A 15811-nucleotide genomic window follows, 5' to 3' on the forward strand; every position below is an offset into this window, starting at 1 on the left:
CGCTGGGTTACCACAGCGGCACGATGTAACTCAGGATCAGGCGATTCTCGTCCAGATCACGGACGAAGCTCGACCGGTAGGTGGCGTTTCTCCAGGTCACCTTGAGATTTTTCAGCGGGCCATCGCTGAAGGCGTAGGCGATATCGGTGTCGCGTTCCCACTCGCGCCCCTCGCCTACCGCCAGGTCGACCTGATCGCCGCGTACATAGCGGGTCATGAAGGTCAGACCAGGGACGCCGACCTTGGCGAAGTCGAAGTCGTAGCGCAGCTGCCAGGATCGCTGGTCGGGACCGGCGAAATCGTTGATCTGCAGGAAGTTGGTCAGGTAAGGCGTGGCACCGTTGACGTAGGTGAAGGCATCGTCGCCGAGCATTTTCTGGTAGCCGAGCCCCAGAGAATGCCCCGAGACGCTGTACGTGAACATGGCGTTGACCGCTTGGTTATCGATCTTGCCAACCCGCTCGCGACCCGTTTCGCTGTTATTGAAATAACGCAGGTCGCTCTTCAGCTTGCCGCTGCCCAGTGGCAGGTTGTGCTGCAGCCCGACGAAATGCTGGCGATAGATATCACTCAACTCGGCGTAGTGATAGCTGGCCAGCAGCTGCGGATTGATTGCGTAATCGACACCTGCGTAGCGCAGTTCGTCGCTTTCCGGGCTGGCGCCAAAACGGCCGTTCTTGTTGTTCAAGGCAAGTTTGTCCGAACCGGACACGTTGCGCTGAACCACACGGTTGATCTCGCCCAGGGTGAAGGTCGCCCCCTCGAGGTCCTTGCTCTGCAGCTGAACGCCTTCGAACACCTGCGGCAGCAGGCGCGAGTTGCTGTACTGCAGGTAGGGCATCTTCGGCATCAGCGTGCCGACGCGCAGCTGGCTCTCGGCGAAACGCACCTTACCGGTCACGCCCAGCTTGCTGTAGTCGTCCTCGGCGCGATTGCGGCTATTGCGCGGCAGCAGATCGGTGCCGCTGCGGTCAGGGGAAGAGTCGAGCTTGACGCCCAGCATGCCGATGGCATCGATGCCGAACCCCACGGTGCCCTGGGTGAAGCCGGACTCCAAATTGAGAATGAAGCCCTGCGCCCATTCTTCGCGCTTGTTCTGCCCGGCATTCTCGCGAAAGTCACGGTTGAGGTAGAAGTTGCGCAGCTCGAGGCTGGCCTTGCTGTCTTCGATGAAACCGGCGGCGTTGGCGCCAACTGCAGGCAGCGCCATGACCGTCATACCGACGACGGAGTAGCTGAGGGATTTTTTTCTTGTCATTGTGGTTGGCCCTACGGGTGTGGTTGTAGTGAAGCGGAATCAGGTGCCGGTGCGCCTCAGGCTGGGGATGTACACCTCGCCCGAGAACAGTCGACGGGCAGTGCGTACCAGCGAAGCGCGCAGGTGCTCGGGGTTACCGTCAGCGGCAGGCTGCAGGGAAACCTCGATTTGCCCGCCTGGATGCTCCAGACGAACCACCGCCTCGCCTTCGATGGGCGCGACCTGCTGGGCGACGCTGCCCGGCAGCGCACACGCCGTGGCCAGGCCGATGGCACCGGTGGCAGCCACGGAGCGATGGCAGGTGTGCGGCATGAAATAACGCACGCTCAGCGTGCCGCCCTGGCGTGCAGGCGCCAGCAGCACCGGCTTGGGAATGACCATCTGGGATACGTCGCCGAGCCCCATGGCCAGGCCCGCCTGCAAACGGATACGTTCCAGGCGCTGGAGAAATTCGCTGTCGGCATCCAGCTCGGCAGGCGACTCGTAGCCAGTCTTGCCCAGTGCCTCGGCATGCATCAGCACCATCGGCATGGCCATGTCGATGCAGGTCACCTCGACGCCGTCGAACGTGTCACGCACGCGGCCAGTGGGCAGCAGGCGGCCGGTCTTGGCGCCAGCGGCATTGAGGAAAGTCAGCTTGATCGGAGCAGCGGTGCCCGGCACGCCGTCGATGGCGGTGTCACCGTCGTAGCGCACACGGCCACCCGGCGTCATCACGTCGGAATCGACGAAGGTGTTGGTGTTGAGGTTGCGAATGCGCACGCGGGTCGTCGGCGAACCGGCATTGACCAGGCCGTGCTCGATGGCGAAAGGACCGATGGCGCAGAGCATGTTGCCGCAGTTGGGCGCGGTGTCGACGCGGCGCTGGGTGACCATGACCTGCACGAACAGGTAGTCGACATCGGCATCCGGGTGCGGCGAACGACTGACGATTGCCACCTTGCTGGTCTGCGGGCTGCCGCCGCCGATACCGTCGATTTCCAGCTCGTGGCCCGACCCCATCAGGCTGAGCAATACCTCGTCGCGCTGCTGCGGGTCGGTGGGCAGGTGATTGGCCAGAAAGACTGGCCCTTTCGAAGTACCGCCTCGCATGAGTACACAAGGTACCGTCCGCATGATGCCTCCAACGCAATAAAAACAGTGATTGTTGCTTTGCGTGGATTATGGAGAGCGAGTCTTTATTCTGTAAATTGCATATATTTTGATATTTATTCCAAATAACGCATTAATGCACGCTCCGTATTTCCTCGCTTGCCAGCCCTGAACGGAAAGACTAGGGTTCATTGGTAACTAGCAAGCAAAAATATGCACAACTGATAACCCAAGCGCATGAATTACGAACTGCAAGATATCCGCGCTTTCGTGAAAATCGCCGAGTTCGGCAACTTCCACGAAGCCGCCAATGCCATCCACCTGTCTCAGCCGGCGTTGACTCGACGCATGCAGAAGCTGGAAGAAAGCCTCGGTACGCAACTGCTGGACCGCACCACGCGACGCGTCAGCCTGACTGCCGTGGGCCGGGATTTCCTGCCCAAGGCGCAGCGCCTGCTGGATGACTTCGAGCGCTCGATCCTGGGCATCCGCGAGTTGGCCGAGCGCCAGTCCGGCCAAGTCACCCTCGCCTGCATCCCGACTGCAGCCTTCTACTTCCTGCCGACGGTCATCCGTGCGTTCAACCTGCAGTACCCGAAAATCCGCATTCGCATCCTTGATCTCAGCGCCCATGAGGGGCTGGAAGCGGTGATCCGCGGCGAAGCGGATTTCGGCATCAACATGCAGAGCGGGCAAAGTGCGGAAATCGACTTCACCCCGCTGGTCAACGAGCCTTTCGTGCTCGCCTGCCGGCGCGATCATCCCCTGGCCAAACGCTCGGAAGTGGCTTGGCGCGAGCTGAGCGACTACCGCCTGATTGGCGTCGGCCGCCTCAGTGGCAACCGTGTGCTGCTCGATCACGGCCTGGCCCATCTCGACTGGCGTCCAAGCTGGTTCTACGAGGTACAGCACCTATCGACCTCGCTCGGCATGGTCGAGGCCGGGCTCGGTATCGCCGCCCTGCCCAGCCTGGCCATGCCCGCCGAGGACCATCCGATTCTGGTCAGCCGGCCGCTGGTCGATCCAGTGATCAGCCGCACCCTGGGCCTGGTCCGCCGCCGCGGCTCCTCTCTGTCGCCAGCGGCGGAGCAGTTCGTCGAAACCCTGCTGCGGCAGTGGCCGAGCTACACCTCCATCGGTACCAGCAATCCCGCAGAACTGGAAAGCTGAGCCCTCGCTCGGGCCGGCGTCGCACCCGCCGCCGGTCCGGCGCGCCTTGATCGCCAGCCACCAAGCAAGACAGGCCGCCGAAAACCCGGATAATGGCGGCCATTTCGTTTTGCTTGCCGGTGCCGCTCCATGGAAATCAAGGTCAACTTTCTCGACAACCTTCGCCTCGAAGCCAAGTTCGATGACTTCACGGTGATCGCCGATCAGCCGATTCGCTACAAGGGCGACGGCTCGGCGCCGGGGCCGTTCGACTATTTCCTGGCATCCTCGGCGCTGTGCGCGGCCTACTTCGTCAAGCTGTACTGCCAGACCCGCGACATTCCTACCGAGAACATTCGCCTGTCGCAGAACAATATCGTCGACCCGGAGAACCGCTACGCGCAGATATTCAAGATCCAGGTCGAGCTGCCGGCCGATATCTCCGAGAAAGACCGCCAGGGCATCCTGCGCTCCATCGACCGCTGCACCGTGAAGAAGGTGGTGCAGCAAGGTCCCGAGTTCATCATCGAAGAGGTGGAAAGCCTCGACGCCGATGCCCAGGCGCTGCTGATGCCGGTGGCAGGTACCACCACCTACATCCCGGGCAAGGATCTGCCGCTGGAGCAGACCATCGCCAACATGTCGGGCATCCTCGCCGAGCTGGGCATGAAGATCGAGATCGCCTCCTGGCGCAATATCGTGCCCAACGTCTGGTCGCTGCATATCCGCGACGCGCAGTCGAACCTGTGCTTCACCAACGGCAAGGGTTCGACCAAGGAAAGCGCCCTGGCCTCGGCGCTGGGCGAGTTCATCGAGCGGCTGAACTGCAACTTCTTCTACAACGACCAATTCTGGGGCGAGGACATCGCCGCCGCCGAGTTCGTCCACTACCCCAACGAGCGCTGGTTCAAGCCAGGGCCGAAGGATGCGCTGCCCGAGGAAATACTCGACGAGCACTGCCTGGCCATCTACAACCCGGATGGCGAACTGCGGGGCTCGCACCTGTACGACACCAACTCGGGCAACACCGTACGCGGTATCTGCTCACTGCCCTTCGTGCGCCGCAGCGATGACGAAACGGTGTATTTCCCGTCCAACCTGATCGAGAACCTGTACCTCTCCAACGGCATGAGCGCCGGCAACACCCTGGCCGAAGCCCAGGTGCAGTGCCTGTCGGAAATCTTCGAGCGGGCGGTCAAACGCGAAATCCTCGAAGGCGAACTGTGCCTGCCGGACGTGCCGCAAGAGGTGCTGGCCAAGTACCCGGGCATCGTCGCCGGCATCCACGGCCTGGAAGAACAAGGTTTCCCGGTGCTGGTGAAGGATGCCTCGCTTGGCGGCGAATTCCCGGTGATGTGCGTGACGCTGATGAATCCGCGCACCGGCGGTGTGTTCGCCTCCTTCGGCGCCCACCCGAGCCTGGAAGTGGCGCTGGAGCGCAGCCTCACCGAACTGCTGCAGGGGCGCAGCTTCGAAGGCCTCAACGACCTGCCGCAGCCGACCTTCGACAGCCTGGCGCTGACCGAGCCGAACAACTTCGTCGAGCACTTCATCGACTCCAGCGGCGTGGTGTCCTGGCGCTTCTTCGGCGCCACGCCGGACTTCGAATTCGTCGAGTGGGATTTCTCCGGTGAAGGCAGCGATTCCAACGAGCAGGAAGCCGCGACCCTGCTTGGCATCCTCGAAGACATGGGCAAGGAAGTCTACGTGGCCACCTATGACGACCTCGGCGCCAACGCCTGCCGCATCCTGGTGCCGGGCTATTCGGAGATCTATCCGGTCGAGGACCTGATCTGGGACAACACCAACAAGGCGCTGCTGTTTCGCAAGGACATCCTCAACCTGCACGCCCTGAGCGACCGCGAACTCAAGTCGCTGCTGCGCAACCTCAACAACAGCGAAGTCGACGACTATACCGACATCACCACGCTGATCGGCGTCGAGTTCGACGACAACACGGTGTGGGGCCAGCTGACCATTCTCGAGCTGAAGCTGTTGATCAACCTGGCGCTGAACAAATACGACGACGCCAAGGAACTGGTCGAGGCCTTCCTGCAGTACAACGACAACACCGTCGAGCGCGGCCTGTTCTACCAGGCGGTAAACGCCGTGCTGGAGATCCAGCTGGACGACGAACTGGAGCTGGCCAACTACGAGCACAACCTGCGCCGTATGTTCGGTAACGAGCGCATGGACGCGGTGATCGGCTCGGTAAATGGCAGCGTGCGTTTCCATGGTCTGACCCCGACCAACATGCAGCTCGAAGGCCTGGACAAGCACCTGCGCCTGATCGACAGCTACAAGAAGCTGCACGCCGCTCGTGCCAGGGCAGCCGGGCTGGCCGGCTGAGCATGTGCGCCGAGCGCCCTGCCCTCCACGTTGCGGCGTTGATGCTGGCGGCCGGTTACAGCCGCCGCTTTGGCAGCGATAAACGCCGTGCAAGCCTGGCCGATGGCCGCTCGCTGCTCACCGCCAGCCTGGCGCTGCCCTGCGCGATGCTGGAGGAAGTCTGGCTGGTGCTGCGCCCGGACGAAGCGCCAGCAGCGCTGGATCTACCGACGGGTGTGCATATCGTGCAGAACCCGGCCACCGCCCAGGGCATGGGCCACAGCCTGGCTGCCGGCGCCGAACGACTAGTGGCTGAATCCAACGCTGATGCCGTGGCGATCTTTCTCGCCGATATGCCGTTGATTCGCCGGGACAGCCTGGAAACCCTGCTCGCCCACGCCAGCGCCAACGCCATCGTGCAGCCCAGTTACCAGGGCAAACGCGGCCACCCGGTGCTGTTCGGCCGCGATTTCTGGCCGCAGCTTGCCGCACTGAGCGGCGATGCCGGTGCACGTACGGTGCTGCAGCTCAACGCCGAGGCCGTGCAGATCGTCGAACTGGCCGACCCCGGTATCCTTCAGGACGTCGATACCCAGCAAGACTGGCAGCGCCTCAGCACGCGCTGAGCACTCAAAGTGGTTCCTTGCGATACTCGGCGCCCAATTCACGGGCCAAGGCAATGAAATTGGCCACCTGCGGCGACTGGTGCAACTCGCGGCAGACCAGGGTGATCGGCGCGACCAGGCGCGGCTTGGCATCACGAATAGAGCGATAAGCCACACTGTGCTCGTGGAAGCCGCGCATCGATGCCGGCACCACTGAGACCCCAGCCCCAGCCGCCACCAGGCTGACGTTGGTCAGCATGCGCTCAACCTCGAACGCCACGTTTGGCTCGAAACCGGCATTACGGCAGGCCTGCAGAAAGTTGGCGTACATCCCCGGCGCGCCAGGGCGACGCACCAGAATCAATGGCTCGTCAGCCAGATCCCTCAGCGAAACAGGCCCTTTGCCCGCCAGCAACCGATGCCCGACGGGCAGGGTGAGCAGCAACTCCTCGTTGAGCAGGCGGTGATAGGCAACGCCGGCTGGGTCGGCCACGGGCGCACGCAGGATTCCAATATCGACTCGCTCACTGACCACGTTATCGGTCAACACCCTGGCACTGCCCTCGTTCAGGGCAATATCCACCCCCGGATAGTCCTCTCGATAACGGCGAATGATCTTGGGAATAAGCGGATGCGAGGCCGCGGAACTGGTAAACCCCAGCCGCAACGTTCCTTCAATGCCCTGAGCAGCGCGCGCAGCCTTGAGTCCGCCCTGTTGCACACGCACAAGGATGTCCCTGGCCTCACGCAGAAACACTTCGCCGCCGACTGTCAGGTCGACGCCTTTGGCGTGACGAATGAACAGCTCGAATCCCAACTCCTGCTCCAGAGCCCGAATCTGTTGACTCAAGGGCGGCTGCTGCATGTTCAAGCGCGCAGCGGCGCGAGTGAAATGACGCTCTTCAGCGACCATGACGAAGTAACGCAGGTGACGAAGCTCCATTGGGATAGTTCACCGTAAGGGAGGATGACAGCAGGGCCGAACAATACCGAATAGCACCAGCGATGGGGTAGGATGGCCCTGCTCGCAAGCTGCGGGCAGCCGATACCCATAACTACAAAAACAAAGTGCAATGATCCACCGACTGGTCCGCTCCGGTATTGCCCGACTGCTTCTGGCCGTTCTACTCGGCGGTACGCTCGGTGTCTGGAATCCACCTCTGGCCATCCAGATGAAACCGTTCAGTGAAGTGTTCCTGAGCGTCATCGGCTGGCTGACCCCCTTCGTGATGTTCATCCTGCTGTGCTCCAGTGTCGCCAGACTTGTCGGTTACCCAGGCAGCGCAAAGCTGGCGTTCAGGATGCTGGGCTACTGGCAACTGGTCTCTCTGCTGTCGCTCAGTACCGGGCTCGTGGTGGCGCTGGTGCTGCAACCTGGCAGCGAGTCCTACGCCTCACCGACGCCAGAGAGTGCGACGAGCACAGAGGTCTTCGCTCAACTTCCCGCCTTGGTGCTGCATTCGCTCGAGCAGAGTGTGATTCTCAAAGTACTGCTCGCCGCATTGCTCTGTGGCTACCTGCTGGGGCTTTCCGGCGCCGCGGGAGCCCCTCTGCAAAAACGACTGGATCAGAGCGTTTCACTGATATTCGCGCTGATGCGCGGCATCGTGCACTTTGCTCCCCTCGCCGCCTTTGGCGCCATCGCGTTCACCATCGGCAAGTACGGCGCCACTGCAGCGCTGCCGTTGCTGAAGTTCCTGCTCACCATATACCTGGCCAGTTTTCTCTACGTCACCTTGGTACTGGGGCTGATGCTGCGCCTGATAGGTTTGCGCCTGTGGCGGCTGATTCCCTACATCAAAGAGGAGCTGCTGCTGGTTGCCACCACCGGCTCGTCAGTGGCGGCGCTGCCGCGCTTGCTCGACAAGCTCGAAACCGCTGGTTGCCATAACCAGGTGGCCCGTCTGGTACTGACCGGTGGCTACAGCTTCAACCTCAATGGCTCCAATCTCTACCTGACCGTAGCCATGGTGTTTCTCGCGCAATTGACGGGAAACGACCTGAACGGCCAGCAGCTTCTGCTGTTGCTCTGCGCCAGCCTGTTCACCTCACTGGGGGCCACCAGCGTGGCGGGGTCAGCCTTCATCATGCTGACCGCCACACTCAGCGTCTTGCAGTTCGCCCCCCTGGAAACGCTGGGTATCCTCATTGGTGTCGAACGCCTGATGAAATGCCGCTCACTGACGAACGTTCTGGGCAATTGCGTGGCCTGCCTGTTCATCAGTCGCTGGAATGGGGCGCTGGACAGTGAACTATCCCGGCAAACGCTGGGCAGGCCTCCACGGCGACGCGCACTCCTCCTCGATGGCAAGTGAAGGCTGATCGGAGCGTCTGGAGCCTCGGCAGCGAATCGGGCGGAGCGCGACAAGCAGCCGAACACGGCGAAGCGCTGCCACCGATTATCGATAGCAGCGCGGGCAAGCAGAGCAGATGCTTACTGGCTACCTTAGCGGGTCATGGCTGCGCGAGACGATTGAAAGCCTTGTCCAGCGCCTGATCTGCATCGAGCAGATGCTGGCGCCGCTTGCTCATCCAGTTCTGATCGGCCACCAGCACTTTCTGCGCAGCGGCCAGCATCCGCTTGACCTCTGCCGGCTGCGGCCCGCCCGTGCCCTTGCGCGTTTCGACCATGGTGCGAGGAGACAAGGTCGCGCGGAACTCGGACTCGCTCAACGGCAACTTCTGCTCCTGCCATTTGTACTTCTGCGCGGCCTTGGTATAGAGCTTCTGGGCATCGGCATAAGGAAAGTTCTTGGGCAGCAAGCCTTCCTTGCGCGCCTGCCCAACGATCAGCGACGCGAAGCTGTGGCCGATGCGAAATGGCACCTTGTGCTCCCGCTCGAGGGTATCGGCCAGTTCCATCGACGTGGTCCAGTCGTTGTCCAGCTCCTCCATGGCCCGCTCGGGGTTGATCACCAGAGCATCGAGCACCGAGTCCAGGCGCTTGAACATCTGCGTAGCCGACTCGAACAGGCCGAGCTCGTCGAAGGCGATCTTGTAATCGGTCATGCCGGTGGTGACGTTGTGCGCGCGGATCGTCGTGGCGCCGGCCAGACCGACGACATTGGACGCCGACTCACGGGTACGCATCAGCAGGCCTGGGTTGCGCTTCTGCGGCATGGCACTACTGGTATAGGTCGAGCCCTCCTCGAGCAGCAGCCAGGGCCGGGTCTGGTGATACTGGGTGTGAATGTCGCCGATCAGCGCACCGACACGAATCGCCGACGAGGACGCGATACCGGCCGCCTCCAGAGGAATGTCGAACGTCGAGACCTGACTGGAGTCCAGTGAGTTCTCGCGCACGCCATCGAAACCGAGCAAGGTGGCCAGGCGCTCGCGATCGAGCGGCCAGCCCGAATTGGCCAGGACTGCCGTCCCCATCGGGCTAAGGTTGAGCCGCTGGTACAGCTCGTGAATACGCTGGGCATCACGCTGGAATGCGGCCTCGAACGCCAGCAGGTAGTGCGCGTAGCTGATCGGCATGGCCTGCACACCGTTGGTATAGGCCGGGATCAGCGTGTCGACGTTGTCGCCGGCGACTTTCAGCAGGCGCTCACGCACGCTGTTGAGACCATCGCTGAAATCCAGCACCTGAGCACGCAGCACGGCCAGGCGATAGGTCGCGTACATGTCCTGCCGACTGCGCCCGGAATGGATCAGCGATGCCTCGGGGCCGATCTTGTCGATCATGATCTTCTCGACCTGCAACACGTCGCTGGGACGCTTGCCATCGGGCTGCCCAGCCTGATCGATGACATGCTGCACGCCGCTGGCGATACGCTTGCCCTGCGGGGCGCTGACGATGCCTTGCTCGGTGAGCATGACGATGGAAGCCTTGTTGATGCGATTCATCCAGGCGAACTGACTTTCGTAGGCACCGCCTTTCAGCGCGCGCTTGTCAGTGCTCGCACCAATCTTGGCAGCCTGCGCGGCACACTCGGCAGTACTGTTGCAGGGAACGTCGGCGGTGTTGGCGGCCTGGAGGCTGAACGGCAGGAACAGCGCGGCGCTAATGGCCAGGTGCAACAGGGTCTTGTGGGTATTCATGTATGAATCCTCGCGAATGCACCGGGCCACAGCGGGCCCGGTATCAGGCAAAAAAGGGGTCAGAGCAGCGGCAGGGTGTAGCTGAAGATCAGACGGTTCTGGTCGACATCGTTGCCGCCGTTACTGCGGTAAGTGCCGTTACGCCACTTGACGCCGAAGTTCTTCAGCGGACCGTTCTGCACCACGTAGCCAATGTCGGTGTTGCGCTCCCATTCCTTGCCCTCGCGGCCTCCTGCACGTTGGAAGTTGTCGCCGCTGATGTAGCGCGTCATGAACGTCAGGCCAGGCAGCCCGAGCGCAGCGAAATCGTAGTCGTAGCGCAGTTGCCAGGAACGCTCCTCGGGGCTGGCGAAATCCGCCGAGATCATCACGTAGTTGACCAGGAAGGAGTTGGTACCTTCGATGTGCGGAAAGCCCGTATCACCGCTCATCTTCTGATACGCCACAGCGAACGAATGGCTGTTGAGGTTGTAGGTGAACTTGGCGCCAACGGCGGTGTTGTCGACGTTGCTGTTGCCATCGCGGGTGGACCGCGCATAACGGATGTCACTGTCGAACGAATGCCCTTCCATGATCGGCAAACGATGACGCAGGTTGACGATGTGCTGCTTGTAGTTGCTGTCCAGGTGGCCGTAGTTGTAGGCGGTGGTGAGGTTCTTCGACCACTTGTAACTGGCACCTGCGAAGTTGAATTCATCGCTGGCCTGCCCGCCACGGATGCCTTTGCCGGCGACCAGCATGTCATCACTGGCACTGGAGTTGCGCAGGCTGTTGTGCGTCAGCTGGCCCACGTCCAGGGTCAGCCCGTCGATTTCCCTTGATTGCAGTTGTGCACCGCGAAACGTCTGCGGCAACAGGCGCGAGTCGCTGGGCAGGACCGTCGGCAGCTTTGGAATCAGGGTGCCGACGTGCAGCGTGCTCTTGGAAATGCGCGCCTTGGCCGCGAAACCCAGCTGGCTGTAATCATCTGGGGCCTTGTCATCGCCCACCGGCAGCAGGCCGGTGCCCTGGCGATCGGGACCGGAGTCCAGCTTGAGGCCAAGCAGCCCCAGCGCATCGACACCAAAACCTATCGGCCCTTCGGTGAAGCCGGACTGATAGTTGAGCAGGAAGCCCTGTGCCCACTCGTCTCGCTTGGACTGGCTGGCGCCGTCCTGGCGAAAGTCATGGTTCATGTAGAAGTTGCGTAGCTCGACCGTGGCCTTGCTGTCTTCGAAGAAGGCGGCGTTGGTGAGGACGGGAAAGGCGAGGGAACTGCCCGCTGCGACAAGAGCGGTCAGGCGCGAGGTAGGTCGTATCATTTTCATGCCTCGATTCATTGTTGTTGTTAGCTACCAGGCAACTGGCATGGGGATGCTAAAGACAACGAATCGAGATTAAAAATATATAAATAATCTCGAATTGATACTTTAAAAATATATCGATCCAGCAACGATCTATTCGCTATCGGCCATCCCAAGCAAGGTTTCACTCAACGCCTGTGCCGCACTGGACAGTTGACGCCCGGCCTGGTGCAGCAAGCCCACCCTGCGCGACACCTGCGGCTCGCTCAGCGGCAGGCAGCGGGCGCCCAGGTCTTCCATCTGCTGACGGCACAACTGCGGCACCGCGCTGACGCCCAGGCCTTCGGCGACCATGCGTCCCACCGTCACCAGTTGGTGACTCTCGAACGCCACCGGCAACCGGCCATGGCTGGCGACCACGCTGTCTTCCAGCAGCAGGCGCACCGCCGAGGGTCGCTGCAGGGTGATGAAGGGCTGCTCCAGCAACTGTGCCCAGGTCAGCGCTGCCTGCCCGGCCAGAGGGCTCTCGGCCGGTACCACGGCGACGAAACGATCATCGTACAGGGCAGTGAATTGCAGGCCATCGAGGCTCAAAGGCTCGAAGGCGATGCCCAGCTCGACGCGACCGTCGCGCACCATCTCCATCACCTGTTCGTTGATCACGTCGTGCACCGCCACGTTGACCCGTGGGTAAGCACCACGAAACGCGCGCAGCACCGCCGGCAGACGGTTGCCGGCGAACGACGGCATGGCCGCCACCGCCACCTTGCCCATCTGCAGGGTGAAGTGCTGGCGCAGCAGATCCTCGGCGTTGTCCCAGTCGGCGAGCAGGCGCACGGCAATCGGCAGCAGCGTCTCGCCCTCGGGCGTCAGCGCCACGCTGCGGGTGGTGCGCACCAGTAGCTGACCGCCTAGCGACTGCTCCAGGTTCTTGATCGCCAGGCTCAGCGCTGGCTGCGACAGGTGCAGGCGCTCGCAGGCCTGGGCGAAGCTCAGGCTCTGCGCCACGGCAAGGAAGGCACGCAGCTGTTTGACGGTCATTGATTTATTTACCTGATCAATACAGAGGAAAAACAAACTTAACAAATAAGCTCACAGCGCTGAAGCTTGGCCTCACTCCTGATAACAACAAAGAGGCAGCCTCGAATGAGCGGACTCGACAAACGCGTCGGCAGCTACGCAGAAGCCCTGGACGGCCTGCAGGATGGCATGACCGTGCTGGCCGGCGGCTTCGGCCTGTGCGGCATCCCCGAGAATCTGATTGCGGAGATCCGCCGCCGTGGCGTACGCGATCTGACCGTGGTGTCCAACAACTGCGGCGTCGACGGTTTCGGCCTCGGCGTGCTGCTGGAAGACCGGCAGATCCGCAAGATGATCGCCTCCTACGTCGGCGAGAACGCCCTGTTCGAGCAGCAGTTGCTCAGCGGCGAGCTGGAAGTCGAGCTCACCCCGCAGGGCACCCTGGCCGAGAAGCTGCGCGCCGGCGGCGCCGGCATCCCGGCCTTCTTCACCGCTACCGGCTACGGCACCCCGGTCGCCGAGGGCAAGGAAGCACGCGAGATCAACGGCCGTCACTACATCCTCGAGCCGGCCATCACCGGCGACTTCGCCATCGTCAAAGGCTGGAAGGCCGACCACTTCGGCAACGTGGTCTACCGCCACACCGCGCAGAACTTCAACCCGGTGGTCGCCAGCGCCGGGCGCATCACCGTGGTCGAGGTCGAAGAGATCGTCGAACCCGGTGAACTCGACCCGACGCAGATTCACACCCCCGGCATCTATGTCGACCGGCTGATCTGCGGCAGCTTCGAGAAACGCATCGAAAAACGCACCCTGCGCGCCTAGGAGAAACCAGCATGGCACTAACCCGTGAACAAATGGCCCAGCGCGTGGCCCGCGAGCTGCAGGACGGCTTCTACGTCAACCTCGGCATCGGCATCCCGACTCTGGTGGCCAACTATGTGCCCGAGGGCATGCAGGTGATGCTGCAGTCGGAGAACGGCCTGCTCGGCATGGGCGCCTTCCCTACCGAAGAGCAAGTGGACGCCGACATGATCAACGCCGGCAAGCAGACCGTCACCACAGTCAAAGGCGCGGCGATCTTCGACTCGGCGCAGTCCTTCGCCATGATCCGTGGCGGCCACGTCGACCTCACCGTGCTCGGCGCCTTCGAGGTGGACGTGCGCGGCAACATCGCCTCGTGGATGATCCCCGGCAAGCTGGTCAAGGGCATGGGCGGCGCGATGGATCTGGTAGCCGGCGCCGACAACATCATCGTCACCATGACCCACGCCTCGAAAGATGGCGAGTCCAAGCTGCTGGAGCACTGCAGCCTGCCGCTGACCGGCTGCGGCTGTATCCGCAAGGTGCTGACCGACCTGGCCTACCTGGAGATCGACAATAACGCCTTCATCCTGCGCGAGCGTGCGCCGGGCGTCAGCGTCGAGGAAATCGTCGCCAAGACCGCTGGCAAGCTGATCGTTCCAGAACACGTACCGGAAATGAGCTTCTAAAGTTGTCTAGCGTTGCGCAGGCGCCACCACGCACGGCGCCTGCGCAGCGTTTTTTGCCTATGTCCTACACCCTGTAGGAGCGGATTCATCCGCGAAGCGTTCTCCGCCCTACCGCGCCAAGAGGATTTCCCATGCAAGACGTCGTCATCGTCGCCGCCACCCGCACCGCCATCGGCAGCTTCCAGGGCAGCCTGGCCGATATTCCCGCACCTGAACTCGGCGCTATCGTCATCAAGCGCCTGCTGGAGCAAACCGGCCTCGACGCCGCCCAGGTCGATGAAGTGATCCTCGGCCAAGTGCTCACCGCCGGCAGTGGTCAGAACCCCGCACGCCAGGCCGCCATTCGTGCCGACCTACCGCATGCCGTGCCGGCCATGACCCTGAACAAGGTCTGCGGCTCGGGTCTCAAGGCCCTGCACCTGGCCACCCAGGCCATTCGCTGCGGCGACGCCGAGGTGGTGATCGCCGGCGGCATGGAGAACATGAGCCTGTCGCCCTACGTGCTGCCCAAGGCCCGCACCGGCCTGCGCATGGGCCACGCGCAGATGATCGACAGCATGATCGTCGACGGCCTGTGGGATGCCTTCAACGACTACCACATGGGCATCACCGCCGAGAATCTGGTGGAGAAATACGGCATCAGCCGTGAAGCCCAGGACGCCTTCGCCGCTGCCTCGCAACAAAAAGCCGTGGCGGCCATCGAAGCCGGTCGTTTCGATGCCGAGATCACTCCAGTGCTGATCCCGCAGCGCAAAGGCGACCCCATTGCCTTCGCCCGGGACGAGCAGCCGCGTGCCGGCACCACCGCCGAATCCCTGGCCAAACTCAAGCCGGCATTCAAGAAGGACGGCAGCGTCACCGCTGGCAACGCCTCCAGCCTCAACGACGGCGCCGCCGCCGTGCTGCTGATGAGCGCGGCCAAGGCTCAATCGCTCGGCCTGCCGGTGCTGGCGAAGATTGCCGGCTACGCCAACGCCGGCGTCGACCCGGCAATCATGGGCATCGCCCCGGTTTCCGCTACCCGCCGCTGCCTGGACAAGGCCGGCTGGAGCCTGGATGAGCTGGACCTGATCGAAGCCAACGAAGCCTTCGCGGCGCAGGCACTCTCGGTTGGCCAGGAACTGGGCTGGGATGCTGACAAGGTCAACGTCAACGGCGGCGCCATCGCCCTTGGCCACCCCATCGGCGCCTCGGGCTGCCGCGTGCTGGTGAGCCTGCTGCACGAAATGATTCGCCGCGACGCCAAGAAAGGCCTGGCCACGCTGTGCATCGGTGGCGGTCAGGGCGTGGCGCTGGCCATCGAGCGCGCCTGAGCGCCAGGCAATAGTCGCCGCTGAAGCGCCTGCCACAACGCCGGCCTGGTGCCTGTGGGAAGGGCTTTAGCCGCGACGATTCACAATAGAGGTAGCCCGGATGTAATCCGGGGAGTCCCTGGCAGATTTCCCCGGATTGCATCCGGGCTACGCAAACAGCTCGGCCTCGGCCGGGCTTTGTAGTATCCAGGCGTAACCAACCTCGAATGCCTGGTCAAAGCCC

The 15811-nt window shown here is 62.5% G+C and carries 13 protein-coding genes; 7 read left to right on the forward strand and 6 right to left on the reverse strand.

All coding sequences use genetic code 11. The features are described 5' to 3' along the window. Positions 1–7 precede the first annotated feature (7 nt). Positions 8–1258, reverse strand: coding sequence for an OprD family porin (locus PCLY_RS21070; RefSeq protein ID WP_061241959.1), 1251 nt, complete (start codon positions 1256–1258; stop codon positions 8–10). 39 nt (positions 1259–1297) lie between these two features. Next, positions 1298–2374 (reverse strand): 4-oxalomesaconate tautomerase, encoded by a 1077-nt coding sequence (locus PCLY_RS21075; RefSeq protein ID WP_061241961.1) that lies wholly within the window; start codon positions 2372–2374, stop codon positions 1298–1300. Positions 2375–2587: 213 nt separating this feature from the next. Between PCLY_RS21075 and PCLY_RS21080 the strand changes: the two genes are divergently transcribed. From PCLY_RS21080 to PCLY_RS21090, 3 genes are all read left to right on the forward strand, one after another. Next, positions 2588–3520, forward strand: a complete 933-nt coding sequence (locus tag PCLY_RS21080) for a LysR family transcriptional regulator (protein WP_061241963.1) — start codon at positions 2588–2590, stop codon at positions 3518–3520. A gap of 129 nt (positions 3521–3649) precedes the next feature. Continuing rightward, a complete protein-coding gene (locus PCLY_RS21085) occupies positions 3650–5848 on the forward strand; it encodes an OsmC domain/YcaO domain-containing protein (protein ID WP_061241965.1) in 2199 nt (732 codons plus the stop codon). A gap of 2 nt (positions 5849–5850) precedes the next feature. Next, positions 5851–6453, forward strand: a complete 603-nt coding sequence (locus tag PCLY_RS21090; RefSeq protein ID WP_061241967.1) for a nucleotidyltransferase family protein — start codon at positions 5851–5853, stop codon at positions 6451–6453. Between the two features lie 4 nt (positions 6454–6457). Here the strand turns inward: PCLY_RS21090 and PCLY_RS21095 are convergent, their stop codons facing one another. After that, positions 6458–7375 carry a LysR family transcriptional regulator gene (locus tag PCLY_RS21095; protein ID WP_061241968.1) on the reverse strand — a complete coding sequence of 306 codons (918 nt, stop codon included), beginning with the start codon at positions 7373–7375 and terminating at the stop codon, positions 6458–6460. Between the two features lie 130 nt (positions 7376–7505). Here PCLY_RS21095 and PCLY_RS21100 point away from each other — a divergent pair, with 130 nt between their 5' ends. Further along, a complete protein-coding gene (locus tag PCLY_RS21100) occupies positions 7506–8747 on the forward strand; it encodes a cation:dicarboxylate symporter family transporter (RefSeq protein ID WP_061241970.1) in 1242 nt (413 codons plus the stop codon). A 139-nt stretch (positions 8748–8886) separates the two neighbouring features. Here PCLY_RS21100 and PCLY_RS21105 read toward each other — a convergent pair whose 3' ends face one another. The 3 genes from PCLY_RS21105 to PCLY_RS21115 all read right to left on the reverse strand — a co-directional run bounded on the left by PCLY_RS21105 (position 8887) and on the right by PCLY_RS21115 (position 12803). After that, entirely contained in the window at positions 8887–10479 is a 1593-nt protein-coding gene (locus tag PCLY_RS21105; protein ID WP_061241972.1) for an argininosuccinate lyase, read from the reverse strand. 59 nt (positions 10480–10538) lie between these two features. Beyond that, positions 10539–11780, reverse strand: a complete 1242-nt coding sequence (locus PCLY_RS21110) for an OprD family porin (RefSeq protein WP_061242154.1) — start codon at positions 11778–11780, stop codon at positions 10539–10541. 135 nt (positions 11781–11915) lie between these two features. Then, complete coding sequence (locus PCLY_RS21115; protein ID WP_061241973.1) at positions 11916–12803, reverse strand: LysR family transcriptional regulator; 888 nt, start codon at positions 12801–12803, stop codon at positions 11916–11918. A 105-nt stretch (positions 12804–12908) separates the two neighbouring features. Between PCLY_RS21115 and PCLY_RS21120 the strand changes: the two genes are divergently transcribed. From PCLY_RS21120 to PCLY_RS21130, 3 genes are all read left to right on the forward strand, one after another. Then, positions 12909–13607, forward strand: a complete 699-nt coding sequence (locus PCLY_RS21120; protein WP_061241975.1) for a CoA transferase subunit A — start codon at positions 12909–12911, stop codon at positions 13605–13607. A gap of 11 nt (positions 13608–13618) precedes the next feature. Further along, the gene (locus tag PCLY_RS21125; protein WP_061241976.1) at positions 13619–14275 is read left to right on the forward strand and encodes a CoA transferase subunit B; all 657 of its coding nucleotides are present in this window, start codon (positions 13619–13621) and stop codon (positions 14273–14275) included. A gap of 131 nt (positions 14276–14406) precedes the next feature. Then, positions 14407–15588, forward strand: coding sequence for an acetyl-CoA C-acetyltransferase (locus PCLY_RS21130; protein WP_061241977.1), 1182 nt, complete (start codon positions 14407–14409; stop codon positions 15586–15588). Positions 15589–15811: the final 223 nt, after the last annotated feature.

Origin of the sequence: Ectopseudomonas composti (genome assembly GCF_001567565.1) — a bacterium.
Classification (GTDB): domain Bacteria; phylum Pseudomonadota; class Gammaproteobacteria; order Pseudomonadales; family Pseudomonadaceae; genus Aquipseudomonas; species Aquipseudomonas composti_A.